Source organism: Mucilaginibacter sp. P5_A6 (assembly GCF_056400585.1).
This window is the reverse complement of the sequence record NZ_JBFUKZ010000007.1, coordinates 113,111-138,077: the sequence shown is the minus strand read 5'-3', so window position 1 is coordinate 138,077 and position 24,967 is coordinate 113,111. Positions and strand designations below refer to the sequence as shown.

Genomic DNA, 24,967 nt, shown 5'->3' with positions numbered 1-24,967 from the left:
AGGCAGAGCACAATTATTTAGCCTCTGCAAATAAACTAAAAACTCATTATGAAAAACGCGCATTTATTATTGATCATGCTGGTCATGTTTGCTTTAAGTGGCTGCTCGGTAATTGAAGGAATATTTAAGGCTGGTGCCATTGTGGGTATTGTAGCTGTGATTGTAGTTATATTGATTGTTGTATGGCTGATCTCTCTGTTCCGGGGAAAATCGTAAGAAACTGGTTTTAACGAAGTCATTAGATATGTTTTAATTAATTAGTTAAACAAATTAACTATTAGTATGTTTATTGGAATAAAAACATTAATTACCATGGAAAATTCAAAAGCAACTGCAGAAGTTTTAAATGATTTAATCCAGATCAATAACGACCGTATCGAAGGGTACAAGCGCGCGCTTAAAGATCTGAAGGATGATGAGACAGATTTGAGGTTACTTTTCCTTAGCCTGATTGACAGTAGTAATCGTTATAAAAACGAATTAGGTAAAGAGGTTGAAGTTTTGGGTGTAGACATTGAAACCAGTACTACAACGAGTGGCAAAATTCACCGTTCCTGGTTAGATGTTAAGGCTGCCTTTACTGCTCATGATACACATGATATTTTAGAAGAATGCGAGTATGGCGAAGATGCAATAGTAAAAGCATATAAAATGGCTTTAAATGAAGAATACATTCCCGCCTTTTTACGCGAGATAATTATCAGGCAACAGGATGAAGTGCTTGATGCACACGATGAAATTAAAGCCTTGCGTGATAATGTTCACTAATATAATGGGATCTGCCTTGTCGCCAGGTTCTTTTATTTGGCGATAAATAATCAAGCTTATTACTAAATATTTGTAGCGTAACCAAATCAAAAATCCTAACTGTTTGCTGCTAATATCAGATCACAAAAAAAACGCTTCCGAAAATCGGGAGCGTTTTTTTACTTTAAAAAAAGTAAGATTACATTTTTTTAGCTGTGTCAGTTTTAGCTGTGTCAGCTTTAGTAGTATCCATTTTAGCAGCAGTATCCATTTTAGCTGAGTCCATTTTAGCTGAATCTGCTTTAGCTGAATCTGCAGCAGATGAAGAACCAGAACCTTTACAAGCTGCAAATGAAGTAGCGATAGCTAAGGCAACTAAGCCTAATTTGAATGAATTTTTCATGTTTAATTTTTTAATAAGTGATTTAATAGTTTTCATGTTAATACCGTAAACATAAAAAGGTAACCCATAATTTTAAAATAAAATTACAGATTACCTTTTTTTATTGTAAAAAAACTAAAAAATCGATAAAAAGGGAGCATAGTTTGCAACTATATGCCCTTTTTAATATGCTTTATCAGCAATTATTTTTTTGTAGTGTCTTTCTTTACTGAATCAACAGCAGCAGCACCAGATTTAGCAGTTGAATCAACTTTGGTAGCTGAATCTGCTTTAKCTGAGTCAACTTTAGCTGAATCAATTTTAGTTGAATCACCACCTTCAGTTTTAGCAGTACCACCACAAGCTGAGAAAGAAACAGCAATAACTAAAGCAACAAAACCTGTTTTTAATAAATTTTTCATTTTCGTGAGTTTTAAAATGTTAATATTTTTTGATCGTTTTCGTTGTTAATACCATATATTTAAAAAGGTAACCCATGAAATTTGATAAAAAATAAATTCCATAGATTTTGTAGTGTTTTTAGCCTTTACGGAATGTTTTGCCCGGAGTTTTTTTTGTTGCAGATTTGCCGTCGGTTATTAAAAAATAATAGGGGTTACCTTGCTGCGTTTACCGTATTAAAACCGGTTTGATGTTTTAAAACGTAGTTTTAAAGACCGCAGCGTATTTCACCAGGTTTTGTAATTTTATTGAATACAATTATTTTTTTTAATTGTATTGGGTTACAATTTCGTATAAACAGTATTAAGAGTGAATAAAGACTTAAAAGCTTCGGCGCCAACAGATAGCGAAATAGTTCTCGGGATACTTAACAATTCGGAAATAGTATTAAAAAGGTTGTATACCACCTATTTCCCGATGATATTACAGTTAATTATCAACAACAACGGGAATGAGGATGATGCCAAGGATGTTTACCAGGAAGCAATCATTGTTCTTTATAACAAGGTAAAATCGGGTGAGTTTGAGTTGAGCAGTAAGCTTAAAACATATATTTATTCGGTTTGCCGCAGGCTTTGGCTTAAAAGGCTGAGCCAGATGAACAGGTATGGGGGAGACATCAGGGACTTTGAGGAATACCTGCCTGTTGACGATGAGGTTGAAAAACATAATGATCGGGACATACAGTTTAATAAAATGGATGCAGCGCTCCAGTTATTAGGCGAACCCTGTAAAACCATTATGGAAGATTTTTATATACATAACAGATCGATGCAGGAGATCTGCGAACGTTTTGGGTACACCAATGCCGATAATGCCAAAACGCAAAAGTATAAATGCCTGCAAAGGCTGAAAAAGTTATTTTTTCAGCAGAAGTAAAGGAGAGAAAAGAGATGAGCGAGAACCTTATTCTGGAATTAATTGAACGGTACCTTAGTGGCGATATGACCGCTGCCGAGTGCGCTGAATTTGAGACGCTGCGAAAAAAAGACGCCAATGTTGATAGCAAGGTAATTGAGCATAAGTTATTTGTAGGCTTAATTAAGCAATACGGCGAACGCATTGAATTGGAGAAACGTTTGGATGCTATCCACGGCGAGATTGATGTACATGCCCTGAAGGAAGAGCTTTTAATTAAGCCTAACTGGATAGTGAATATGTGGAGGCATCACCATTCAAAAATATCGGTGGCTGCTTCAATAGCTATTTTCGCTATTTTAAGTACATTGTTTTTCACCGGTAAATTGAACAACCATAATTCAAATGACGTAGAATTGTTAAGTCAAAAAGTTGATCAGCTTAACAATAAAACAGATAAATTGGCTAAAACGACCGATAATTTAGCTAAGCAAGGCATAAATGATAAGTCGAAGAAATTTGTTAATCCGGGAAACTTTAGAGGTACTGGTTTTGCTTTATCTTCAAATGGTTATATAGCCACAGATTATCATATCATAAGAGATGCTGATTCTGTATATGTACAGGATGCAGCCGGAGAGTCGTTTCATGCTAAAGTTATTTATACCGAGCCTAAATATGATATAGCGATATTGCAGATAAACGATCCTGCATTTAAAGATCTGGGTAATGTGCCTTACAATTTCAAGAAAACATTAAGTGATCTTGGGGAAGAGGTTTATACATTCGGGTATCCAAGCGGCGAAGAAAATTTTGGGCCAGGTTCATTAACAGCAAGGAATGGTCATTCGGGCGATACAACCGAATACCAGGTTTCTATCCCTGTTAATCCGGGTAACAGCGGTGGTCCATTATTGGATAACAGAGGGAACGTAATAGGTATAATAAGTGGCAGGCAGCCCGATATGGCTGGTGCGGGTTTTGCAAAAAAATCGGCCTATTTGTTAAAAGCGATACAAAATATACCACCCGACTCGTTGAGCAAGGATTTGACAATAAGTACAAAAAATACCCTGGCTGGTTTAAGCCGTCCACAACAACTCAAAAAGCTAAAAAACTATGTGTTCATGGTTAAAGCTTATTAATACGCCCAATACCAATAAAAATTAATAATTGAAAGGAGATACCGAAAGGTGTCTCTTTTTTTGTTTGGACTATCGGACTATCGGATGTTCGGACTATCGGATGTTCGGATTTTTGGATAAAGAACTTTTAGATTGAAATAGGGCTGCCAATGGTCTTTTTAAGAATCAGCACCAAGGTTAAATCCCGAAACCTGAACGATCGCTAATTTTAAAGTTCACAATTCCATTGAAGGTTTTTGGTATTGGTCGATTAATTTCGTATATTGTATAGTTTTTTGAAAAACGGGATTGGTAGCAACCTTGAAAAACTTGGAGAATAAAAAAAACAATTATTTTATCTATTTTAATTATCTGATTTTTAGCTATTTGTATTGATTTGATATCGATTTTACAGTACTTGAAATGCATCAGAAAAGTATCCGTACGGGTTACGAAAAGTGTAGCAAAGGTAGCAGAAAGGTTAACCAAAGGTACATCAACGATATAGGATATTACCGGTTTTTTTATTGAAAAATTACCTGTCCACTTCCCCCAAAACAAAATCTATCGAGCCCACAATAGCTATCAGATCAGCTATTAGCACGCCCTTCGAAATTTCGGGCAGTACAGAAAGATTATTAAAGCTTGGGCCACGGGCTTTTACACGTACGGGGATCTCGGATTTGCCATCAGTCATAAAATAAAAACCAAGCTCGCCTTTGGCGCCTTCGCAGCGTACATAATAGTCCTGCGCTTTGGGTATAGTTTTGCGCGGCATTTTGGCACGCGGATCAAAATCGGGCGTGCGCTTTAATTCGTTCTGCAGGCGGTCGAGGCATTGTTCCACTATCCTAAGGGATTGTTCTATTTCATCAACCCTTACTTTATAACGGTCCCAGCAATCACCAACGGTGCCCATGAGACCCGTACCTATAGGGACCTCGAAATCAAGTTCGGGGTAGACCGAATAGTTATCAATCCGGCGTAAGTCCCATTTCAATCCCGAAGCACGCAGCATTGGGCCCGAGCAACCATAGTTGATAGCCACATCAAGTGGCAGCACACCTACATTGGCTGTGCGGGATATAAATACCTGGTTATCGGTAAGCAGCTGGTTAAGCTCAACCATTTTGGGTTTAAAGTACTCTACAAAATCGCGGCAGCGTTCTTCAAAGCCAACCGGCAAATCGTAAAACAAGCCGCCAACCCAGATGTAGTTGTACAGCATGCGCGAGCCGGATGCCCACTCCAGCATGCCCATAATATGTTCGCGATCTCTGAAGCACCATAAAAAAGGCGTGAAGGCGCCAATATCAATGCCATAGGTGCCAATGGCTATCAGGTGCGATGCAATGCGGTTAAGCTCGCAAACCAGCACACGGATATACTCAATACGTTTAGGGATATCTTTATCAATGCCCATCATGCGCTCAACGCCCATTACAAAAGCATGGCTATTGTTCATAGATGCCAGATAATCAAGCCTGTCGGTAAAAGGAATGGTTTGCTGATAGGTTAATGATTCGGCATGTTTTTCAAAACAGCGGTGCAGGTAACCTATGTGAGGTATAACGTCTTTTACAATTTCGCCGTCAGTGATCAGTTCCAAACGTAAAACGCCGTGAGTTGAGGGGTGTTGCGGGCCCATATTAAGCACCATGTCCTCCACACTGGCCTCAGCTATTTTTTTGTTGTAATTAAGTAGCGCTTCTTCGTATTTTGGATTAGTGATCACCAATGTTGCCTTCCGTTTAATTTATTATTCAATCCCGGGATTGAATATCAAAAATCAACTTTTTTTTTATTTATCGGGCCAATTCGCGACAAAAACTTTTAAATACCTTTGCCTTAATGAAAGTATCCGGATTTACATTTATCAGAAACGCGGTTAAAAACGACTACCCCATTGTTGAAGCAATTAATTCTATTTTACCCCTTTGCGATGAGTTTATAGTGGCAGCCGGCAACTCTGATGATGGTACCCGCGAATTAATTGAGGGTATCGGCTCACCCAAAATCAAGATCATAGATACTGTTTGGGATGATTCATTAAAAGATGGCGGACGTGTTTTTGCGGTGGAAACGGATAAAGCATTTGCAGCAATTTCGCCGGATAGCGACTGGGCTTTTTATATCCAGGGTGATGAGGCAGTACACGAAAAATATCATCCTCTTATTAAAAGGGAGATGGAAGATGCCTTAACCAAACCCAATATTGAAGGCTTGTTATTTAAATACCTGCATTTTTATGGCTCCTATGATTACTACGGCGATTCGAGACGCTGGTATCGCCGCGAGATCCGGTTGCTCAAAAACATTAAAGGCATCAAAGCCTACCGTGATGCACAGGGTTTTCGCCTTGATGACCGCAAGATAAAAGTAAAGTTGATTGATGCCTACATTTATCATTATGGCTGGGCTAAGCCACCCCATGGCCTCAACAACAAGATTCGTAACTTCAATAAGTTTTACCATGATGATGCCTGGATGGAGCAAAACCTGCCCGAAACTTATGAGTTTGATTACAGCAATGCCGATAAGCTTGTCCGATTTACCGGTACGCACCCGGCACCTATTCAAAAACGAATTACTGCCACCAACTGGAATATAGATTTTAGTACTAAACAACTGCGCAAAGCGATGACCTTTCGCCGCAAGCTGCTTCAGAAAATAGAACAATTAACCGGTTGGCGGATAGGGGAGTACAGAAATTATGAAATTGTAGAAAGGTAATGTTTTCTTCACCCTCATTCATGATAGGGGGTAATATTCTCCTTACTCTTAATTTCTGAAAATTCTGATCAAAGATGCTGCGCTATAACAAACCCGCATGCCCAGGCCCATTGAAAATTGTAGCCGCCCAGCCAGCCGGTAACATCTACACATTCGCCGCCGAAAAACAGGCCGGGAACTTTCTTAGCCTCCAGTGTTTTAGATGATAGCTCATTGGTTGATACACCTCCACGCATTACCTCGGCTTTATCGTAACCTTTATCGCCGGCAGGTTTTACTTTAAACTCATGGATCAATATGCTGATATCTTCAATTTCGGTTTTGGTGAGGGATGCCAGGTTTTTTTCAACGGGTAGCTTATCACTTAATGCTTCGGCAAATTTGCGGGTGTATAAGCCGGCAAGGTAGGCCAGCAGCATTTTTTTACCATTTGTTTCCTTTTCCTGCTGAATCAGGTCGGCAATGTTTTGATTGGGGAGCAGGTCGATATAAATAAATTCTCCTGGTTTCCAGTAGGAGGAAATCTGCAGGATGGCGGGACCGCTTAAGCCCCAATGGGTAAACAGGATGTTTTCTTCAAAGCTGATCCTGTCGTTCCAAACCCGGCAAAAAATACTGTTGCCCGATAATTGCTCATACCATGGCTGGTCTTTACCCGTAATGGTTAGCGGCACAAGTGCAGGAGCGGTATCTTCAATCTTTAAATCGAACTGACGGGCGGTACGTAACCCAAAATCGGTAGCACCCATTTTGGGGATGGGTAGGCCACCGGCTGCAATTACAACATTTGGCGCACTTATATACTGCTGCCGGCCATTAATTTCTGCACGGACGGTAAAACCATCGTCAGTTTTTTCAATTATTTTTACGTCGGCATTGCACCATATTTCCTGGCTAAGGTCGGCACAAAGGCTGGTAAAAATCTGTACCACATCTTTAGCATTGTCACTCACCGGGAAAAGCTGGCCCAGCGTTTTTTCTTTGCCTTCGATGCCGTAAGTTTCAAAAAAGCTGATGGTATCATCCACCGTCCATTGCGAAAAGGCTGATTTACAGAAGTGTGGATTTTGCGAGATAAACTGCTGATGGGTTGCGTACAGGTTGGTATAATTGCACCTGCCACCGCCGCTGATAAGGATCTTGGCGCCCACACGGTCATTCTTTTCAAGGACGAGTGTACGCTTGCCTAAAAAGCCGGCTTGTACAGCGCACATGAGTCCGCACGCTCCGCCGCCAATTATTATTGCATCAAAATCTGTTTGTTTTGTTAAATTTGTAGTCATGACCGAGGTTTCGCAAATATCAGAATTTGGAAAGATACTCATCTTTCTTATCACCGGAATAATTATGGTGTGCGTGATATTTTTTTTTAACAGGTTATTGGCCCCCGATAACCCCAACTACGAGAAGCTAACTTCCTATGAATGTGGCGAAGAGCCCACCGGAAATGCCTGGCTACCCTTTAATTCGCGTTTTTATGTAATAGCGCTGATATTTTTATTGTTTGATGTGGAAATGGTATTTGTTTTTCCCTGGGCTACCGTATTTGGTAATCATGAACTGATAGCGAAGGATGCCCGCTGGGGGTGGTTTTCTTTAGCCGAAATGTTTATTTTTTTAGGCATCCTGATATTAGGCTTAGTTTACGCCTGGGTAAAGGGCGACCTGGAATGGATAAAAGCCAAACCTACGGCGCCAACCACAGATGTGAATATTCCTGCGTCGTTTTATGAAAAACTGAACCTGGAGCAAAGTAAATTCACCGTAAAAGCCTTTAGCATGGGTAATGAGGCTGTTGCCGAAACAGTTGCTGCCGAAACGCCGGCGGAGTTACCGGCGCCAAGGAAACCTATGTTTAAACCCACCTTTAAAAAGCCTGCAAATGAGTAGCGATATAACCAGCGAAGATGGTGGTGTAGTGATCACCAAAATGAATGATTTGCTTAACTGGGCACGTTTATCGTCCCTGTGGCCATTGAGCTTTGGAATAGCCTGCTGCGCCATTGAAATGATGGGCTCTATGGCTTCCACTTATGACCTTGACCGTTTCGGCGTTTTCCCGCGCCCGTCAGCCCGCCAGGCCGATGTGATCATCATAGCCGGTACAGTTACCTTTAAAATGGCCGAACGCATTAAACGCCTGTACGAGCAAATGCCCGAACCCAAATACGTTATCTCGATGGGTTCATGCTCCAACTGCGGCGGCCCATACTGGCAGCATGGTTACCATGTGGTAAAGGGGGTTGACAGGGTGATCCCTGTTGATGTATACGTGCAAGGCTGCCCGCCACGTCCTGAGGCTTTAATAGGGGCTATATTAGAACTGCAGAAAAAGATTGAGGGTGAGCATTTGATAAAGGCGTAAAAAAAAAATCATGTATGAAAGTGCTTATCGTCCTTCTTTCAACCTTCATCGTATCCGTTATTATTTCCCATTTTTTTGTCGGCGATTGGAATATCATCTTTAGCGGTAACCTGGCCATGATGCTGATGCTATGCTTTTCGTCTCTGGGGCATTTTATGTATACGGATGGTATGGTAATGATGATGCCGGGTTTTATTCCTTTTAAAAGGTTCCTGGTTTATTTTACTGGTGTTTTAGAGCCAGCTCTTGGTATTTCCCTGTTATTTAATGCAAGTAGACATGTGTCTGCTATTTCACTCCTCGTTATGTTTGTGCTCATGCTGCCTGCCAACATCAATGCTGCTATAAAACATATCAACTTTGAAAAGGCGACATATGATGGCAGCGGGACGGCTTATTTATGGTTTCGGATTCCTTTACAGTTGTTGTTTATTGGTTGGGTGCTGTGTTTTTCAGTAGGGTTATAAAGAATAACCTCTCCAATTTTCCCATTGTTGACAACATTGCCTAAGCCAGATTTGGTTATGGATCATTAATGTTTTTATCTCCAATATATCTCACAAGGCAACCTGCAAAATATTAATTAGCAGCCCTTCAAATTATGCTGTTTTTTTATAAATTATCCTATACCTTTAAGCAAACCAACTGATTATGAAAAATATTTTCAAACTTTTTATTGCATTGATGGGCATCTGCAACTATATTTCGGCCCAAACAAATCCTAAGCCGGATATTTTTCCCAAAGGCACAACATTCATTAGTAACGTGCCTTACGCCAATGATACCCTTAAAAAACACTTGTTGGATATTTACCTGCCACCGGTTGTTAAGAGCAGCTACCCGGTAGTGATTTGGATTCATGGCGGCGCGTGGATGATGAATGATAAATATGCAGATATGGGTTATATGACTCAAACTCTAAAAGGTTTTATTGACAAAGGTTACGCGGTTGCATCTATAGATTACCGGCACAGCACAACCGCCCCTTTCCCGGCACAAATACAGGATTGTAACCAGGCGGTGGAGTTTTTATATCAAAACGCATCAAAATATAAACTCGATCGCAATAGGTTCGCACTCATAGGCTTCTCGGCGGGCGGACACCTGGCTTTGTTAATGGGCTTATCCAATAACAATAATGTTGCAGGGTTTTATCCGGCAGAAAAAAAGACCAGTTTTAAAATTAAGCTTGTGCTTGATTTTTATGGACCATCTGATTTTTTATCCATCAGGGGCAACCAATCACCAGATCCTAAAAGCCCGTTAACTTTATTGTTGGGCGCCACGGTGTTTGACAGGCCCGACCTGGCCAAAACAGCCAGCCCCGTTACTTATGTAGATAAAAATGATCCGCCATTCCTGATAGTACAGGGTGAAAAGGATGAATCTGTAGATCCTCAGCAATCTATATCACTTAGCTTACACCTGAAACTGGCCGGCGTAAAAAATGAGTTGATCATCGTGCCCAATGCCCCACACTATGGCGTAATGTTTGATGCGGAAGATATCAGGAATAAGGTGTTTTATTATCTGGATGAGTATTTGAAATAGGATCGGGATTGCATCACATTACGCTCTTTTACTATTTCCTTTAAAAGTTGTTCGTAATATCACGGCGCATTCCAGTCATTGACGAAACGCCGGGAATCAGTTTTGATATTTTATTGCAAAAAATAAACTCATCAATGCAGAGTGCTTTTTATAAAAAGCATAACTTTATAGTATTAAATCTTACTGTCATGGCTGCAAAAAACATCATACCAAAGCAAAATGCCATACTTACTATTTTATGGCTCGGGTTTTTAACCGGTACGCTTGATGGTATAGCCGCCATCATCTGGAACTATATTACAAGCGGCAGTATTAACGCCGATATTATTTTTAAGTTTATCGCAAGCGCGGTATTTGGTAAAGCGGCATTTAATGGCGGTATCGAAATGGTAATGGCCGGTATTGTATTCCATTACCTTATCGCTTTTTTATTTACTATCGCTTTCTACCTGCTTTATCCGGCTTTTGACAAGCGTTTGGGTAATAAATATTTAATTGCCGTGTGTTATGGTGTTATCGCATGGCTGGTAATGAACCTGGCTGTTGTGCCGGCAAGTAAGATCGGTTTTCAGCCCATCAGCGTGCAGGTTGCCATAACCGGGATAATTATCCTGATAGTTTGCATAGGCCTGCCTATTGCGCTTATTGCAGATAAGAAATATTGGGCCTCTAAAACTTTCACCTGGTAAGTAATGCCTGTTAAATTCCCTTTGGTACAATTTCCGGAATTGGATACTGATCGTCTGCTGTTAAGAGCACTGATGTTTGCAGATGCAGAACAATTGTTAGCCATCCGCAGCAATGATGAGGTAAACCGCTATATTGGCCGCAGTTCGGCGCAAAGCCCTGAAGCGATAAGCCAGTTTATTGAAGCGCGAATGAATGATATGGCCAATAAGCAAGGTATTTATTGGGGTGTTGAACTTAAAAGTACAGGTAAACTTATAGGAGCAATTTGCTATTGGAACTTTAATTATGAAGCTGTAAGCGCCGAAATAGGTTATGAATTATTACCGTCAGAACAGGGTAAGGGCCTCATGAAGGAAGCTATTAATAGCGTTTTAGCTTATGGGTTCAACAAAATGGAACTGGATACTATAACAGCATGGCCTTCTCCTGTAAATGTACGATCTGTTCAGCTACTGGAAAGGCATCATTTTAGCTATACTGAAACTATAGAAGACCAGCTTGTTTACAAAATAAACCGTATTACCTGGCAAACCAGTACCACCGAATAAAAAAGAGCCCGGCGTTTTATTGTCGGGCTCTTCGGATTTAAAATTTGGACTAATTATCTTTATTGCGGCATTAATACACCATTTAATCCATGTATAACGCCGTTTGATGCCATGGTATCAAACGAAATTACCAGCGCCACATTTCCTTTGGCATCGGCTATCTGTAAATTGCTTTTATCATTCACGGATAGGGTAAGTGTTTCGCCATCTACGGTCTTCATAGTGGTTTTTCCCTTGCCGGCGCTTAGTGCCTTAATAATATCAGCCTTGGTATATTCACCTGCTACCACGTGATATTTTAAAACTTTAGCCAGTTTTGCATGGTCCTTAGTCAGGTCATCCATGGTTGGTTTAGGAACTTTGCTAAAAGCCACGTCATTGGGCGCAAATACAGTAAACGGACCGGGGCCTTTTAAAGTAGGTTCCAGGTCGGCTGTTTTTACAGCTAAAGCCAGCGGAGCAAAATCTGTATTACTACTCAATACGCCAACTACGTCGCTTGTGGCTGCAGAAGGTGCAGCGGGAGCGGTTGCAGGGGTTGCTGCTTTAGTAGTGTCCTGTTGTTGTGTTTGTGCAATTGCATTGTTAGATAAAAACCCAATAGCTAATGAGGCTACGGCAATTAAAACTGACTTTTTCATGTTCATCTTTCTTTTGATTTAGTTCATAATAAAATGTAATGAGTAGCAGTTTTTTTCGATAATATTTCGTTTAAATTATTAATTAGTTGTGTAATGTATATGTTATAACTAATAATTACGAAAAATGTTTTATGAGTGGGCACTAATTTCACGAATTGTATCGAATTACAAGAATAAAAAGACACTAATTACACTAATGTTTTCGAATTGCACGAATACGCATGGCTACGATTATACGAATAGCAATTTACAAGAATTTATACTGACGTTTTGGGATAAATTCGTGTAATTCAATACAATTCGTGAAATTCGTGTCTGCTAAATTTGTGTTTTTTTTATTGCCCCTGTGCCAGGGTATAGCCAATTTTACCATCGAATTTCATCAGGAACTCAACAGAACAAACTTTTACTTTTTCAGAAAAATCTGCCGCGATATGGAGGAGTTCTTTTTGAGTGATATTACGGTCGGCCTTCTTTTCAAAGCGTACACGATACTCGTTTACCAGTTCGGTGTAGATAGACCCGGTGGGCCAAACCTGGGTGCCACGGTTTGAGATCATCATCAGGTCGAAGTTATCGGTAAGTACAGTTTTTGCTATTTCGGCAAGCGCGGCAGGCTGAACTTTAGATTCAACAAAAATGTCGACACCGACCATTTCTTCTTTGATATTACGGGTAACAGTTAGCTTGTTTTTTAAAGGTTGTACGTGGTCGGCCTTAATTTCAAAATCAGGATTTGAAAACACTCCGCCATTTGAGGGTACTTTACCTAAATTGGCAATAATGGCATCGGTAAAGCTATTGGTATTTAACGCAGGGGTAGCTTTGTCGCCAAAGTCGCCGGTATGTACGCCCTGCTCTAAAGTATATAATAATGCGTTTTCGATATCGGCTGCATTTTTGGAGAACCCCAGGAAGCGCAGCATCGAAATACCCGATAAAAGTAAAGCGGTGGGGTTGGCCATGCCTTTCCCTGCAATATCTGGCGCAGTACCATGTACTGCCTCAAAAATTGATATGTTATCGCCAATATTGGCTGATGGTGCAAAACCCAAACCGCCAATTAAACCGGCACACAAATCGGATACGATGTCACCCTGAAGGTTGGTTAGTACGATAGCCTCAAAAGTTTGCGGGCGGGTTACCAGTTTCATGCACAGGTCGTCCACAATAATATCTGATGCCTCAATATCGGGATATTCTTTGGCTACTTGCTGAAAAACTTCCAAAAACAACCCGTCGGTAAGCTTCATGATATTGGCTTTGTGACCGCAGGCTAATTTTTTAAGTCCTTTGCGGCGAGCCATTTCAAATGCATAGCGAATAACCTGCTCAGATCCCGGGCGGGTAATAATACGGCGACCAACAGCAACATCATAAGTAAGCAAGTGCTCGATGCCTCCATAGGTATCTTCAATATTTTCGCGGATGATAGTTAAGTTGATCGGGATGCCTGCTTTTGAGAAAACGGTATCAACACCGTTCAGGCTGCGGAAATCGCGCTGGTTGGCATACGTGTTCCACACTTTGCGGGCGGTTACGTTTATGCTCTTTACGCCTTTTCCTTTCGGGGTTTCCATAGGGCCTTTAAATAATAGGCCCAGGGTTTCAATGGTTTCTTTAGCTTGTGGTGTCATCCCGGTAGAGTAGCCTGCATCGAAATAAAACTTACCCATTTCCACAAATTCATACTCGAGCGGCACATTGTTTGCCTCAAAAACGCGAAGTACCGCCTGCATTATCTCGGGGCCTATCCCATCGCCATTTGCAACTGCTATTTTGGTTTTCATAGAACAATATATTATGGTAAAAACGGCGCAAAGGCAACCCTTTTAAGCGCTGCTATACTTTATCCGACAATTTGTGACATTCATATTAAAGCTTTATGCCGGTTGATTCATTTATTTGCATAAATAATAACAGGCATCAACAAGAAGTGTTTTTTCCATTATCTATCAACCATGAAAGTACGCGCCAAACAGCTTTTTAAAACGTTTATATTCTCTGTCATCTTATCCATAGCGGTTAATAGTATTTACTACGCAATAGATCAAAAAGGAGCAGACTATGCCAATGCATTGCCAAAGATTTTTGAGGGGATAGTTTTGCTGAATATTATCGTATTCGTTATGTCGTTGCCATCATTGTTCCTGGTTAATCCTGCTTATTGGCGCAATCTGCCTGTACGGTTGCCTTTGTATTTTGGCGGTTCGATAGCTTTTATCGTAACTGTATTTACAATGGGCCTTCCTCCGCAGTACAAAATTATTTACCTGCTTACAGGATGCATTTTTTTAATAGTTCATTCTGTATTTTATTATTTAACCGTAAAAAAGCAGGCACGAGTATAGATGTTTAAGCAGTTTATGGCTTTTTTGAAAGATTTGAGGTAAACTTGCAACATCAAATGAAAGCATTTTACGGAGATCTGAAATTGGGTATCTTAGGCGGCGGCCAGTTGGGGCGCATGCTGATACAACAGGCGATAAATTATAATGTTACGGTGAAAATACTGGACCCCGATCGTGAGGCTCCATGCCGTAAACTCTGCGACGAGTTTACCGTTGGTTCCCTGGGTGATTATGAAACCGTTTACAATTTTGGTAAAACCGTAGATCTGCTGACCATCGAGATCGAGAAAGTGAATGTTGACGCGCTTGAGCAGTTGGAAAAGGAGGGGGTGCTGGTTTACCCCCAATCGCGCATTATCAGGCTGATACAGGATAAGGGTTTGCAAAAGCAGTTTTTTAAAGAGAATGATATCCCAACTGCCGATTTCCAGATCATATCCTCGCCACAGCAATTGCAGCAAAGTTATATCCCGTTCCCTTATATACAGAAACTACGCAGGGATGGTTATGATGGCAAAGGCATTTACAAAGTGCTTAATGCCACTTACCTTGATAAAGCCTTTAAAGAGCCCAGCCTGATTGAAAAATGGATTGATTTTGAAAAGGAAATAGGTGTTATAGTAGCCCGTAACGAAAACGGCGAAGTAAGCACTTTTCCGCTGGTAGAGATGGAGTTTAATCCTGAAGCCAACCTGGTTGAATTTTTGATATCGCCATCAACCCTGCCATTCGAGATACACCAACAGGCCGAGCAGATAGCCAAAAAGATAGCCGAAAGCTTGAAAATTGTTGGCTTATTGGCGGTAGAAATGTTTTTAGATAAGCATGGCAAAATATTGGTGAACGAACTGGCGCCTCGTCCGCATAACAGTGGTCACCAGACTATTGAGGGTAATGTGGTATCACAATTTGAACAGCATTTAAGGGCGATATTTAACCAGCCATTAGGTGATACCGCCTGCCTGAACAACGCCATTATGGTGAACGTTTTAGGCGAAGTAGGTTACGAAGGGCCTGCAATATACCAGGGGATAGAGAAAGTATTAAAGGTACCAGGGGTGTACGTTCATCTTTACGGCAAAGCGCTTACAAAACCTTTTAGGAAGATGGGGCATGTTACCATTGTGGATGTTGATAGAGAAAAGGCCATAGAAAAGGCAAGATTTGTGCAGAAAACACTGAAAGTAATTAGTTAGTGCTATCAGCGCGGGGAAACTTACGAAGTTTTTAAAACGTAAGTTTGGAATGCAATAATCCATGTCTTTACGGGATACGATGCAATCGAACTTGTATAATCCGCGATTGCCGCGCTGCGCTCGCAATAACGATTAGATAAAAAACCATGAACAATAAAGAACCCAAAGTAGCCATCATCATGGGCAGTAAGTCAGATCTGCATATTATGCAGGATGCGGCCGATGTATTGAAAGAATTAGGTGTTGATTTTGAAATCACCGTGGTATCTGCTCACCGTACACCCGACAGGATGTTTAGCTATGCCCGTGCCGCTGCAGACCGGGGTATAAAGGTAATTATTGCCGGTGCTGGCGGTGCTGCGCATTTACCGGGGATGGTGGCCTCATTAACCCATTTGCCTGTTATTGGTGTACCGGTAAAATCAAGTAACTCTATCGATGGCTGGGATTCTATCCTGTCTATCCTGCAAATGCCTAATGGTATTCCTGTAGCAACAGTTGCGCTAAACGCGGCTAAAAACGCAGGTATATTGGCTGCACAGATATTATCAACCGCCGATGAATACCTGGTTAAAAATCTTATAGATTTTAAAGAAGACTTGAAGAAAAAAGTAGAAGAATCTGCCAAAGAAATGGAATAGTGAATTAGCAGTTTGCTGTTCTTTGAAGATGAGGATGCTAAAAATTCGGGTAATCCTCAAATCTGGTGGATCCAGGTCCAGGCAAAATAGGTGTTCAATAGAATAGCAAACTACTAACTTAATTGAGCGCCGGGTTTTCCGGGAAGTTAGCAATATGGGCGTAACGATTACCCAAACTTATCACTACATCTTTCCAAAGATTTTGCTCGTCGGCGCCGAAAAGGGTTTCTGATTTAAACTTATCAGATACTATCCAACTATTAGCAGTGATCTCGTCTTCAAGCTGAAGGGCCGTCCAGCCCGAGTAACCTGCAAAAAATTTGATCTCGGTTTCGCTAAGCTGATAATTGCTCGCAAGTTTTTTTACCATGTCAAAATCGCCACCCCAAAATAAACCGGGAGCTATCTCTATACCGCCTTCAATTTTTTCGGGAACACAGTGGATAAAATGCAGCGTGTTTTTAGCCACAGGTCCACCTTCATAAACCGGCATCTCGGAGTAGGAAACATCTGGCAGTACATCGCCAAGCATATATTCGCCCTGGTGGTTTAAAATAAAACCCATGGCGCCATCGGGAGAGAATTCTGTGAGTATAATAACGGATCGTTTAAAATTCGGATCCATCATAAATGGTTCCGAAATAAGTAAACGCCCCGCGGCAGCCGAAATAAGACTTAGCATAAAGGTTTATATTTATAATAATACAACAAGCATAATAAAAATATGTTCATTTATCAAAATGAATTCTATTCAATGTATACGGATTAATTAATTTGTAAGTTTGCACAAATGGATCAGCAGGAACTACAAAATTTAAGGCAGGATTATTCTGCCGCCACTTTATTAGAAAACAACACCAAGGCCGACCCGATAAACCAGTTTGAACAATGGTTTAACGAAGCCTTAACCGCAAAATTGCCCGAACCTAATACAATGATACTGGCCACGGCCACAACAACAGGAAAGCCATCGGCACGGGTACTTTTATTAAAGGGTTTTAACCATGCAGGCTTTGTATTTTATACTAATTACTTGAGTCGTAAAGGTAAAGAGATCACCAAAAATCCGCAAGGGGCAATAACGTTCTTCTGGGGCGAACTGGAACGCCAGGTACGTATTGAAGGTACTATTGAAAAATTAAGCAAAGAAGAATCAGAAAGATATTTCCATTCGCGCCCTAAAGGTAGTCAACTCGGCGCTTTGGTTTCGCCGCAAAGCCAGGAGATTGATGACCGTAATGCGCTGGAGGAAAAAATGAGCCAGCTGGAAGCTGAGTACGAAGGTAAGGAAGTTCCAAAGCCTTCCTATTGGGGCGGATATATTTTAAAGCCGCAGATGGTAGAGTTTTGGCAGGGCCGTGAAAGCAGGCTGCATGACCGTATTCTTTATAAAAGAACTGATAAAAAAACCTGGAAAAAAGTACGTTTAGCCCCATGATGTTTAACGATATCAAATTATTACTTATCCAAAAATTTGGTGATGCTGTAATTATAGGTGAGGAAACCGGCGGACTACAACCCGCTTTGCTCATTAACCCTGATGATATTGACGGCGTATGCCTCGAGCTTCGTAATAATCCTAAAACTTACTTTGATTTTCTCTCGAGCATTAGCGGGGTGCATTATAATGATGAAACTAACCGTTATGGAGTGGTTTATCACTTAACTTCCATTCCCTACAAAACACAGCTTACACTTAAAGTAAGCAAATCACATGACCGCGAAAGCGATCAACTGCCCGAATTTAAAAGCATAACCAGTGTTTATCGTACTGCCGACTGGCATGAACGCGAAGCTTACGACCTGTTAGGTATCTTCTTTACCAATCACCCCGATTTGCGCCGCATCCTGTTACCCGATGACTGGGAGGGTTACCCGCTTCGCAAGGATTATAAAGCTGCGGAGTATTATAAAGGGATTAAGATAGATTGAGAGCTTCGGCCTCACCTAAATCCTCTCCAAGGAGACGCATTTCGCCTTGCATATTTGTTTGCCCCATGAAGTTGTAACCTCATGGGGCTTTTACTTTTTCAGAACCCTCTCCTTTGGAGAGGGCAGGGTGAGGCGGGGCTTGCCTTGTTAAAAATTGTTAAATTAATTTGTTAATTACGAAATAATCGTAGATTTACGAAATAATCGTAATTGATATGGAAAAATTATCTAAACAGGAAGAGGAAGCTATGCAGGCAGTATGGCAAAGCGGCGCGGGTTTTATAAAAGATTTTCTTGACCAGATGGGTGAACCTAAGCCACCGTATACCACACTGGCATCAACCATAAAAAACCTGGAACGTAAAGGATTTTTACAAAGCGAAAAAATGGGCAACTCGCTGCGCTACAGTGCTGCTATTAAAGAAGAGGAGTACAAAAAACGTTTTATGAGTGGTTTTGTAAGTGATTACTTTCAAAATTCTTATAAAGACCTGGTTACTTTTTTTGCCAAAGAAAAGAAACTAAGCGCCAGTGATCTGCAGGAGATCATTAAACTGATTGAAAAACAATAAATCATAAAGCCATGCCAGCATTATTTGTTTTTTTACTTAAAGTAAATGTTGCACTGTTATTGTTTTGCGCGGGTTATTACCTGGTATTAAGGCATCTCACCTTTTATGCCCTTAACCGCTTTTATTTGCTTGCCGCCATTGTGTTTGCCAGTATTTATCCCCAAATAAACCTGAGCGATTTTGTTAAGCGGCACGAAGTATTGGCCAAACCGGTACAACAGGTAGTAATTAACTGGCAGGCCCCGGCGCAGGCCCTGGTAAAACAGGTTGATAAACCAAACTATTGGTTTTATGTAGAAGCGATCTTTTGGATAGGGGCGGGTTTACTTGCTATCCGTTTAATGATACAACTATTTTCTTTATACAGGTTATATAAAAGTTCACAACCGGCAAACATTGGCCATCACCGGGTAAGGGTGATGAATACAGATGTAGCTCCATTTTCGTTTTGGCAAAGCATTTTTGTAAACCCCGCCAACCATGAACCTGCCGACCTGAAAGCCATATTATTACACGAGCAGGTGCACGTAAACCAATGGCATACGGCCGATATTTTGCTTGCCGAGTTTAGCAGCATATTTTACTGGTTCAACCCCGGTATCTGGCTCATGAAAAGGGCCATCCGCGAAAACATAGAGTTTATAACCGACCAAAAGATCCTAAAAAAAGGTATCGATAGTAAAACTTATCAGTACAGCCTGGTTTCGGTAAGTTTTAATAACACACAACCCGGCATAGTTAATCATTTCAACTTATCAACCATAAAAAAACGGATCATTATGATGAACGCGAAAAGATCTTCAAAAATAAACCTAACCCGTTATGCTTTCCTGGTACCTGCTGTTATTGCTATGCTGTTGGTTTTCAGTATTTCAAAGGCCGATTTTGTGAAAAAAAGTGCCGCTTTTAAATCAATAAGCACGCTGTCAAACAACGTTGGTAACGCGGTCGGTATAAATAAGATGGCCGCGACTATAAAATCAATTTTACCGGGTAAGGATGAAAATAAAACTTCGGCGGCTGTAGCTGATATAAATACCAAAGTGAATGTTATTTTAAAAGATATGGCAAATGTGGATACTACCAAACGGGCGTTTTATATACATATMAATGGAAACGACTCTGTTGTGTATTATATTAATGGCAAAAAAGGAGATATCAAAAGTGTAAATCCAGACGATATATTAAGTATCAACGTATTTAAAAACAGCGATGCTGCGCAGCTTATTGATGAAAAAGTAGCCGATAATACAGGCCTGGTATTTGTAACTACGAAAAATTCGGCCGAAGGCTTGAAATTTAAAGAGAAACTGGATAAGTACAGCAGCACAAGAGGCGCCGGTATTGCTACCATTATGGGCTTTAGCACTAATCAAAAAAAAGGTTATGCTGACAACGTGGTTATAAACGACGTTAAAATTGCAGGCGATACCTTAAAAGACGCTAACGGAAAAACAAAAACCATTTTTTATAAGTATAATGTTTCAACCAATACACCTGGTGCTGTTTTAGCAAAACCTACAGATGTGGTTGTTACCGGCTACGGAAGCAAAATGGGTAAATTCAACGTCAAAATAAGTGGGGTTACTGCCAGCGCCGGTAGCGCCGCTATGAATGAAGATGACGGACCTGAAGGTGATGTGGCGGGTATAATTGCAGCTACAGGTACCAACCCTAAAAATATTACTGTTACTAAAAAACTCTCCGGCATTGGTACCTCTACGGCAACAACCGTTACCAGTTGGAGCAGCAACCCGCCTCATCAAATAATTGTAGTAAATGGCAAACGTATTAGTGATACCCTGACAACAATGAGCGACGCTGATGTTATTTACATAAGACGACCGGCGGATAGTATCAAAGCCAGCCCGCTGATCCTGATAGATGGTAAGGAGGCTTCATCAAGAGGAATGAAAGACCTTAATCCCGATGATATTGATAATATGCATGTTTTAAAAAATGATGCCGCCATAAAAAAATACGGCGACAAAGCAAAGCAAGGTGTTATCATGATCACCCTGAAAAAGAAAAAGTAGGGGTTTGACGGATGGTTGATTGGGTTAGATTGAAGTTAAATAGGATCAGTTAATGGTTAGTAGTTAATAAGTTTGCTCTCCTTAACTTAATCAGCCCAATCTTTGTGGTGAGTGGTGTGATTGGTGAGTGGTGTGAAAATTGGACTTAGTTCTGAAAATCCTTTGATCCTGCAAAATCAAATTTTAGACAACCACTTAACTCAATCAACCTAATCAACCATCCACCTAACTTGCTACAGTAAGTTTTTCCGTCTCCAGGAGTTTAAGCAAAGCTTTTTCGGCTGTGTTAAGCTCGGCGGTTTTTATATCATCACGCTCACCAAGCTGGCTGATATATTTAAAGATAGTTCCTTCCTCGTAGCTTTTTATTACCGTTGGGTGTACATAATATTTTTTACAAACCGTGCGGGTATTACCAAGGTTTATAGCTACCTCATCCAAAACACTTACTATTTTTTTACGGCATTCGGTTACGTTATCAAATTCGCCAGCTTCTTTAAATGCATATAAAGCGCTCACACTGCCGGCCCATGTCCGGAAATCCTTGGCCGTAAAATCCTCCCCGGTAATTTCTTTCAGGTAATTATTGATATCGCCCGAGCCTATACTGCAGCGTTCGCCGGCTTCATTGTAATATTGAAAAAGTTCTTTTCCTGGTATCTCGCGGCATTGCTTCACCAATCGTGACAGCCTTTTACTTTGCAGGGCAATTTTATGAAGAACGCCTTTTTTACCTTTAAACTCAAACATTATTTTAGAGCCGTTAATGTTAACATGCCTGTTTTGCAAGGTTGTTAAACCAAACGAGCCATATAATTTCTTATAAGATTCATTACCCACACGGATACCGGTCAATTCCATTAACCGCACAGCAAGGGCAACCACTTTTTTATGATCGTGGTTATGTCGGCTCAGATCCTTTTCAACCTGTTCACGTATAGCAGGCAGGTATGCCGCGAAGGTTTGCAGACGATGGTATTTACTTTGGTTACGAATCTGGTTCCAACCGGAATGGTAGCGGTATTGTTTGCGCCCGGCAGCATCGGTGCCGGTAAACTGCAGATGCCCGTTTTCGTACGGCGAAATCCATACGTTGGTATAAGCAGGGGGGATCACCAGTTTATTAAAACGGGTTAACAGTTCATTATCCTTAACCGGTTTGCCATCTGCATCATAAAAATTCCACCCTTTACCCACTTTTTTGCGGGTATAGCCGGGCAAAGAATCAGATGCGTAACGCAAGCCGGCCGCCTTTGCCGTGATCTTAGGGTCGCGACCAATTTTTTCGAGTTTTTGTTGTAAACGATCCATGTCCCTGGTAGAACAAGGTGGAGATAATTAAGTTTTATTTTGAAATGAGCCAGGCAGGCGACACAGGAATAATAAAACAATACTGTTTTCTGGTTATTTTGCTGTTAAAAAAAACACCCATCATAAACATGACGGGTGCAAGGCAGATAAGGTTTAGGTATAAAAAACGAAGATTTAGGCTTATTACTAATTATTTTAATGCCAAAAGATTTAGCAGTTTGTCTGATTTTGTTTCGTCGAAAACGGTTCTTACATATTTAAAGCCACTTTTGGTTGTGGCGGCAATAAGCTTGAATTTATTGCCTTCATCATCAAGAATGTAAGCCGTTCCATTATCATTTATCCAATCAAAAAGTACGTCTCTTGTTGTAATTCCCCGGTTTTGGGTATTGTCATCAACCCACATTAAAGTGTTGATAGACAGGTAAGGATTTTCATACTCATCGTCAGTTTTGGTAACACCAGTTATTTGTATGGGCATCGTTTTACTTATATCAGGGATTGATGGCATAAATTTCTGAAATTTATACAGAGCTGTCAATCCGTGAAAACACCGTATTTTACCCCGTTAAAACACGGGGTAAAAGGGAGATATTCCCCTATGAAATATGAGATAAATTATTATAACTGTAACACGTAGATCAGACTTTGATGATCTTATTGTCCTTATGTTCAGCCTGTTTACGGCTATCTGGTTTAGGGATGTTCCTAATAACAGCTATCAACGCGACGGCGATTAATCCCATTGCCCTTAAACCGAAACGCACAAACGGTTTCATCACTTCCCATGCAGTAGGCGTATTTTGTACTTCGGTTTCACGTTTTCCTATCTTATTTACGTTTTGGGTTGCCATAATGTTATTGAATAATTAAGTGATATAGACATAAAAACCTTGCCACAAATTAACATTGCTATATTTGAACACTAAACCAAACCTAAATGCAAATAAAAAACCACATTGGCCGAATCATTATACTTGTTAGCAATTATGAGGATGCCTTGAAATTTTACCAGCTGAATTTTGATTGTAAGGTGTTGGTTGATTATACTACGGCCGAAGGCCAGCGTTTTTTACATGTGGGTTTTGATGACGCATCAGCAACAGGGATTTGGTTTTTAAAAACAGATACTACCGTACCTGATAATAGGGTTGGTAATCAAACTAACGGCGAGCCAACTTTTGTTATGTATACCAATGCGTTGAATACTTTATATCAAAAGTTAGTTAAAAACAATGTTACAATAAAACAGGCCCCTATTTTTACCGCCGAGTATAGCTTTTTTCATTGTTACGATCTTTACGGCAACGGGATTATTGTGGTTGAATTAAAAGAATGATTTACAAATTTGCCTTTTATTTACACCTTCTTCCTTAACTCAATAACAGTAACCTCGGGCCAGATGCCCAACCTGCCCGAGAATGCCAGGAAGCCAAAACCGCGGTTAACATACAGATATCGGTTTTTCTCGTTGGCAAGGCCAGCCCAGTCAAGGTATTTGTACTTAATCGGGCTCCATTTAAAACCGGGTATCTCAATACCAAATTGTGCGCCATGGGTATGGCCCGATAAAGTAAGATGAATATTTGCCGGATTGTAACGCACCTGTTCTTCCCAATGGGTGGGATCGTGAGATAACAATACTTTAAAGGCATCTTTTGGTACACCTTGCAAGGCCTTATTAAGGTCGCCTACCTGTGCAAAACCACGGCCCCAGTTTTGGACTCCAATAAGCGATATTTTATGACCGTCTTTTTCTATCGTCACATTTTCGTCCAGCAACAGCCGATAGTCTAAAGCTTTATGGTGCTGCTTTAATTTATCAAGGTTAGCGGCTTTTTCCTGCGCACTGCTCCATTGAATGTAATCGCCATAATCATGATTGCCCAATATGGAGAACTGGCCGTAAGGCGCTTTAATGGAGCCAAACCTGTCAATGTAAGGTTCTATTTCGGTGGCTGCGTTGTTTACCAGGTCGCCGGTAAAAACAAAAAGGTCGCTTTTTTGCGCTTTAACCATATCGATCCCTTTTTGCATGGCCTCGGTATCGTCAAAACTGCCAGAGTGGATATCTGATAACTGGGTAATAGTAAAGCCGTCGAAAGCATCGGGCAGGTCATCAAAATATAGTGTAGTGCGATGCAGCTTGTAATCGTATTTACCTTTCAACATGGCATAAAAAAACGAAGTAAATGGCACAGCCGCCATCAGAACGGCTATCTCGCTGATAAATTTACGCCTGCCGGGGAAAGGCGATCCTTTACCTTTGGCACCTGCCAGGTTAAACAAACCGACAAAAAATCTGCCTGTATCACCCAAAAACAAAACTAAAATGAAAACCAGTTTGGTTACAAAAAAGGTGAGGAATAAACTCAATATCCATTCATGAAAGGGACGCATGCCACTTGCAGTACTAAAAGCGCCGAAGCCTATTAACAGCAAGGCTGTTACACTCACAGAAATTAGCAGGTATCCCCATAAAACAATATTACGCCGGATTTGCGATGACCACTTGGCGCTTAAGGTTTTCAGTCCCGCGAAAACATACCAGTCAAACAATAAACTGATGGCCGATATAATTACAAATACTTTAATAAAACCACTGCCATGCATAGATATACGAGTGTTAGGTAAGCAATTTAACAAATGATGAGGTAACTGGAGGAAAAAAAATAGTTTTAGTCCGGTTTTCCCACAAGAAAAAAGAAGTAAGAGCAAGGTTGTGGTTTAATTCTTGTTAAAGTTTGTTAAACCCAACGGGTATAAATAATACACAAAATTCTGTAACGTTTATGATTTTAAATTACCGCTGAGAAAAAAATTAATC

The 24,967-nt window shown here is 40.6% G+C and carries 30 protein-coding genes; 19 read left to right on the top strand and 11 right to left on the bottom strand.

The window, feature by feature from the left end; all coding sequences use genetic code 11:
• Positions 1–48: 48 nt before the first annotated feature.
• Positions 49–216, top strand: a complete 168-nt coding sequence (locus AC1DO4_RS09665; protein WP_477415226.1) for a hypothetical protein — start codon at positions 49–51, stop codon at positions 214–216.
• Between the two features lie 96 nt (positions 217–312).
• Positions 313–768, top strand: coding sequence for a PA2169 family four-helix-bundle protein (locus tag AC1DO4_RS09660; RefSeq protein WP_477415224.1), 456 nt, complete (start codon positions 313–315; stop codon positions 766–768).
• A gap of 178 nt (positions 769–946) precedes the next feature.
• Here AC1DO4_RS09660 and AC1DO4_RS09655 read toward each other — a convergent pair whose 3' ends face one another.
• Together AC1DO4_RS09655 and AC1DO4_RS09650 are read right to left on the bottom strand one after the other, a co-directional pair.
• The gene (locus AC1DO4_RS09655; RefSeq protein ID WP_477415222.1) at positions 947–1,186 is read right to left on the bottom strand and encodes a hypothetical protein; all 240 of its coding nucleotides are present in this window, start codon (positions 1,184–1,186) and stop codon (positions 947–949) included.
• A gap of 146 nt (positions 1,187–1,332) precedes the next feature.
• Positions 1,333–1,551, bottom strand: coding sequence for a hypothetical protein (locus AC1DO4_RS09650; protein ID WP_477415220.1), 219 nt, complete (start codon positions 1,549–1,551; stop codon positions 1,333–1,335).
• A gap of 349 nt (positions 1,552–1,900) precedes the next feature.
• Between AC1DO4_RS09650 and AC1DO4_RS09645 the strand changes: the two genes are divergently transcribed.
• Together AC1DO4_RS09645 and AC1DO4_RS09640 are read left to right on the top strand one after the other, a co-directional pair.
• Positions 1,901–2,470, top strand: coding sequence for an RNA polymerase sigma factor (locus AC1DO4_RS09645; RefSeq protein ID WP_477415218.1), 570 nt, complete (start codon positions 1,901–1,903; stop codon positions 2,468–2,470).
• Positions 2,471–2,484: 14 nt separating this feature from the next.
• Complete coding sequence (locus tag AC1DO4_RS09640; protein ID WP_477415216.1) at positions 2,485–3,594, top strand: S1C family serine protease; 1,110 nt, start codon at positions 2,485–2,487, stop codon at positions 3,592–3,594.
• Between the two features lie 514 nt (positions 3,595–4,108).
• Here the strand turns inward: AC1DO4_RS09640 and AC1DO4_RS09635 are convergent.
• The gene (locus AC1DO4_RS09635) at positions 4,109–5,305 is read right to left on the bottom strand and encodes an NADH-quinone oxidoreductase subunit D (protein WP_477415437.1); all 1,197 of its coding nucleotides are present in this window, start codon (positions 5,303–5,305) and stop codon (positions 4,109–4,111) included.
• A gap of 119 nt (positions 5,306–5,424) precedes the next feature.
• On the opposite strand from AC1DO4_RS09635, the gene AC1DO4_RS09630 reads away from it, so the two are divergent.
• Positions 5,425–6,306, top strand: a complete 882-nt coding sequence (locus AC1DO4_RS09630; protein ID WP_477415213.1) for a glycosyltransferase family protein — start codon at positions 5,425–5,427, stop codon at positions 6,304–6,306.
• 68 nt (positions 6,307–6,374) lie between these two features.
• Here AC1DO4_RS09630 and AC1DO4_RS09625 read toward each other — a convergent pair whose 3' ends face one another.
• Positions 6,375–7,589 (bottom strand): BaiN/RdsA family NAD(P)/FAD-dependent oxidoreductase, encoded by a 1,215-nt coding sequence (locus tag AC1DO4_RS09625; RefSeq protein WP_477415211.1) that lies wholly within the window; start codon positions 7,587–7,589, stop codon positions 6,375–6,377.
• Here AC1DO4_RS09625 and AC1DO4_RS09620 point away from each other — a divergent pair.
• The 6 genes from AC1DO4_RS09620 to AC1DO4_RS09595 all read left to right on the top strand — a co-directional run bounded on the left by AC1DO4_RS09620 (position 7,588) and on the right by AC1DO4_RS09595 (position 11,460).
• A complete protein-coding gene (locus AC1DO4_RS09620) occupies positions 7,588–8,196 on the top strand; it encodes an NADH-quinone oxidoreductase subunit A (protein WP_477415210.1) in 609 nt (202 codons plus the stop codon). The two genes, AC1DO4_RS09625 and AC1DO4_RS09620, sit on opposite strands and share 2 nt — an antisense overlap.
• Complete coding sequence (locus AC1DO4_RS09615) at positions 8,189–8,671, top strand: NADH-quinone oxidoreductase subunit B (protein ID WP_184549335.1); 483 nt, start codon at positions 8,189–8,191, stop codon at positions 8,669–8,671. Before AC1DO4_RS09620 ends, AC1DO4_RS09615 begins: the two co-directional genes overlap by 8 nt.
• A gap of 14 nt (positions 8,672–8,685) precedes the next feature.
• Positions 8,686–9,138: a DoxX family protein gene (locus AC1DO4_RS09610; protein ID WP_477415207.1), complete on the top strand. Its 453-nt coding sequence runs from the start codon at positions 8,686–8,688 to the stop codon at positions 9,136–9,138.
• A gap of 184 nt (positions 9,139–9,322) precedes the next feature.
• Entirely contained in the window at positions 9,323–10,222 is a 900-nt protein-coding gene (locus AC1DO4_RS09605) for an alpha/beta hydrolase fold domain-containing protein (protein WP_477415205.1), read from the top strand.
• Between the two features lie 188 nt (positions 10,223–10,410).
• Positions 10,411–10,911 (top strand): hypothetical protein, encoded by a 501-nt coding sequence (locus AC1DO4_RS09600; protein ID WP_477415203.1) that lies wholly within the window; start codon positions 10,411–10,413, stop codon positions 10,909–10,911.
• A 3-nt stretch (positions 10,912–10,914) separates the two neighbouring features.
• Complete coding sequence (locus AC1DO4_RS09595) at positions 10,915–11,460, top strand: GNAT family N-acetyltransferase (protein WP_477415201.1); 546 nt, start codon at positions 10,915–10,917, stop codon at positions 11,458–11,460.
• Between the two features lie 59 nt (positions 11,461–11,519).
• Here the strand turns inward: AC1DO4_RS09595 and AC1DO4_RS09590 are convergent, their stop codons facing one another.
• The gene (locus tag AC1DO4_RS09590) at positions 11,520–12,101 is read right to left on the bottom strand and encodes a fasciclin domain-containing protein (RefSeq protein WP_477415199.1); all 582 of its coding nucleotides are present in this window, start codon (positions 12,099–12,101) and stop codon (positions 11,520–11,522) included.
• A 335-nt stretch (positions 12,102–12,436) separates the two neighbouring features.
• Positions 12,437–13,891: an NADP-dependent isocitrate dehydrogenase gene (locus AC1DO4_RS09585; RefSeq protein WP_477415197.1), complete on the bottom strand. Its 1,455-nt coding sequence runs from the start codon at positions 13,889–13,891 to the stop codon at positions 12,437–12,439.
• 171 nt (positions 13,892–14,062) lie between these two features.
• Here AC1DO4_RS09585 and AC1DO4_RS09580 point away from each other — a divergent pair, with 171 nt between their 5' ends.
• The 3 genes from AC1DO4_RS09580 to purE all read left to right on the top strand — a co-directional run bounded on the left by AC1DO4_RS09580 (position 14,063) and on the right by purE (position 16,289).
• Positions 14,063–14,452: a hypothetical protein gene (locus AC1DO4_RS09580; RefSeq protein ID WP_477415195.1), complete on the top strand. Its 390-nt coding sequence runs from the start codon at positions 14,063–14,065 to the stop codon at positions 14,450–14,452.
• Positions 14,453–14,508: 56 nt separating this feature from the next.
• On the top strand, positions 14,509–15,648 hold the full coding sequence (locus AC1DO4_RS09575; protein WP_477415193.1) for a 5-(carboxyamino)imidazole ribonucleotide synthase: 1,140 nt from the start codon (positions 14,509–14,511) through the stop codon (positions 15,646–15,648).
• A gap of 146 nt (positions 15,649–15,794) precedes the next feature.
• Positions 15,795–16,289, top strand: a complete 495-nt coding sequence (gene purE / locus AC1DO4_RS09570) for a 5-(carboxyamino)imidazole ribonucleotide mutase (protein WP_477415191.1) — start codon at positions 15,795–15,797, stop codon at positions 16,287–16,289.
• Positions 16,290–16,407: 118 nt separating this feature from the next.
• Here the strand turns inward: purE and AC1DO4_RS09565 are convergent, their stop codons facing one another.
• Positions 16,408–16,971: a YqgE/AlgH family protein gene (locus AC1DO4_RS09565; RefSeq protein WP_477415189.1), complete on the bottom strand. Its 564-nt coding sequence runs from the start codon at positions 16,969–16,971 to the stop codon at positions 16,408–16,410.
• 108 nt (positions 16,972–17,079) lie between these two features.
• On the opposite strand from AC1DO4_RS09565, the gene pdxH reads away from it, so the two are divergent.
• From pdxH to AC1DO4_RS09545, 4 genes are all read left to right on the top strand, one after another.
• Positions 17,080–17,727: a pyridoxamine 5'-phosphate oxidase gene (gene pdxH, locus AC1DO4_RS09560; RefSeq protein ID WP_477415187.1), complete on the top strand. Its 648-nt coding sequence runs from the start codon at positions 17,080–17,082 to the stop codon at positions 17,725–17,727.
• Positions 17,724–18,221, top strand: a complete 498-nt coding sequence (locus AC1DO4_RS09555) for an NADH-quinone oxidoreductase subunit C (RefSeq protein WP_477415185.1) — start codon at positions 17,724–17,726, stop codon at positions 18,219–18,221. The genes pdxH and AC1DO4_RS09555 overlap by 4 nt, the downstream gene beginning before the upstream one ends.
• Positions 18,222–18,436: 215 nt before the next feature.
• The gene (locus AC1DO4_RS09550) at positions 18,437–18,793 is read left to right on the top strand and encodes a BlaI/MecI/CopY family transcriptional regulator (RefSeq protein ID WP_477403615.1); all 357 of its coding nucleotides are present in this window, start codon (positions 18,437–18,439) and stop codon (positions 18,791–18,793) included.
• Between the two features lie 11 nt (positions 18,794–18,804).
• Complete coding sequence (locus AC1DO4_RS09545) at positions 18,805–20,829, top strand: M56 family metallopeptidase (protein ID WP_477415183.1); 2,025 nt, start codon at positions 18,805–18,807, stop codon at positions 20,827–20,829.
• Between the two features lie 225 nt (positions 20,830–21,054).
• On the opposite strand, the gene AC1DO4_RS09540 is transcribed toward AC1DO4_RS09545, so the two are convergent.
• The 3 genes from AC1DO4_RS09540 to AC1DO4_RS09530 form a co-directional block, all read right to left on the bottom strand.
• Positions 21,055–22,140 (bottom strand): DNA topoisomerase IB, encoded by a 1,086-nt coding sequence (locus AC1DO4_RS09540; RefSeq protein ID WP_477415181.1) that lies wholly within the window; start codon positions 22,138–22,140, stop codon positions 21,055–21,057.
• A gap of 190 nt (positions 22,141–22,330) precedes the next feature.
• Positions 22,331–22,651, bottom strand: coding sequence for a DUF3892 domain-containing protein (locus AC1DO4_RS09535; protein WP_477415179.1), 321 nt, complete (start codon positions 22,649–22,651; stop codon positions 22,331–22,333).
• A 130-nt stretch (positions 22,652–22,781) separates the two neighbouring features.
• Positions 22,782–22,994: a hypothetical protein gene (locus tag AC1DO4_RS09530; RefSeq protein WP_477415177.1), complete on the bottom strand. Its 213-nt coding sequence runs from the start codon at positions 22,992–22,994 to the stop codon at positions 22,782–22,784.
• A gap of 86 nt (positions 22,995–23,080) precedes the next feature.
• Between AC1DO4_RS09530 and AC1DO4_RS09525 the strand changes: the two genes are divergently transcribed.
• The gene (locus AC1DO4_RS09525; RefSeq protein ID WP_477415175.1) at positions 23,081–23,479 is read left to right on the top strand and encodes a VOC family protein; all 399 of its coding nucleotides are present in this window, start codon (positions 23,081–23,083) and stop codon (positions 23,477–23,479) included.
• Between the two features lie 20 nt (positions 23,480–23,499).
• Here AC1DO4_RS09525 and AC1DO4_RS09520 read toward each other — a convergent pair whose 3' ends face one another.
• On the bottom strand, positions 23,500–24,753 hold the full coding sequence (locus AC1DO4_RS09520; protein WP_477415173.1) for a metallophosphoesterase: 1,254 nt from the start codon (positions 24,751–24,753) through the stop codon (positions 23,500–23,502).
• Positions 24,754–24,967: the final 214 nt, after the last annotated feature.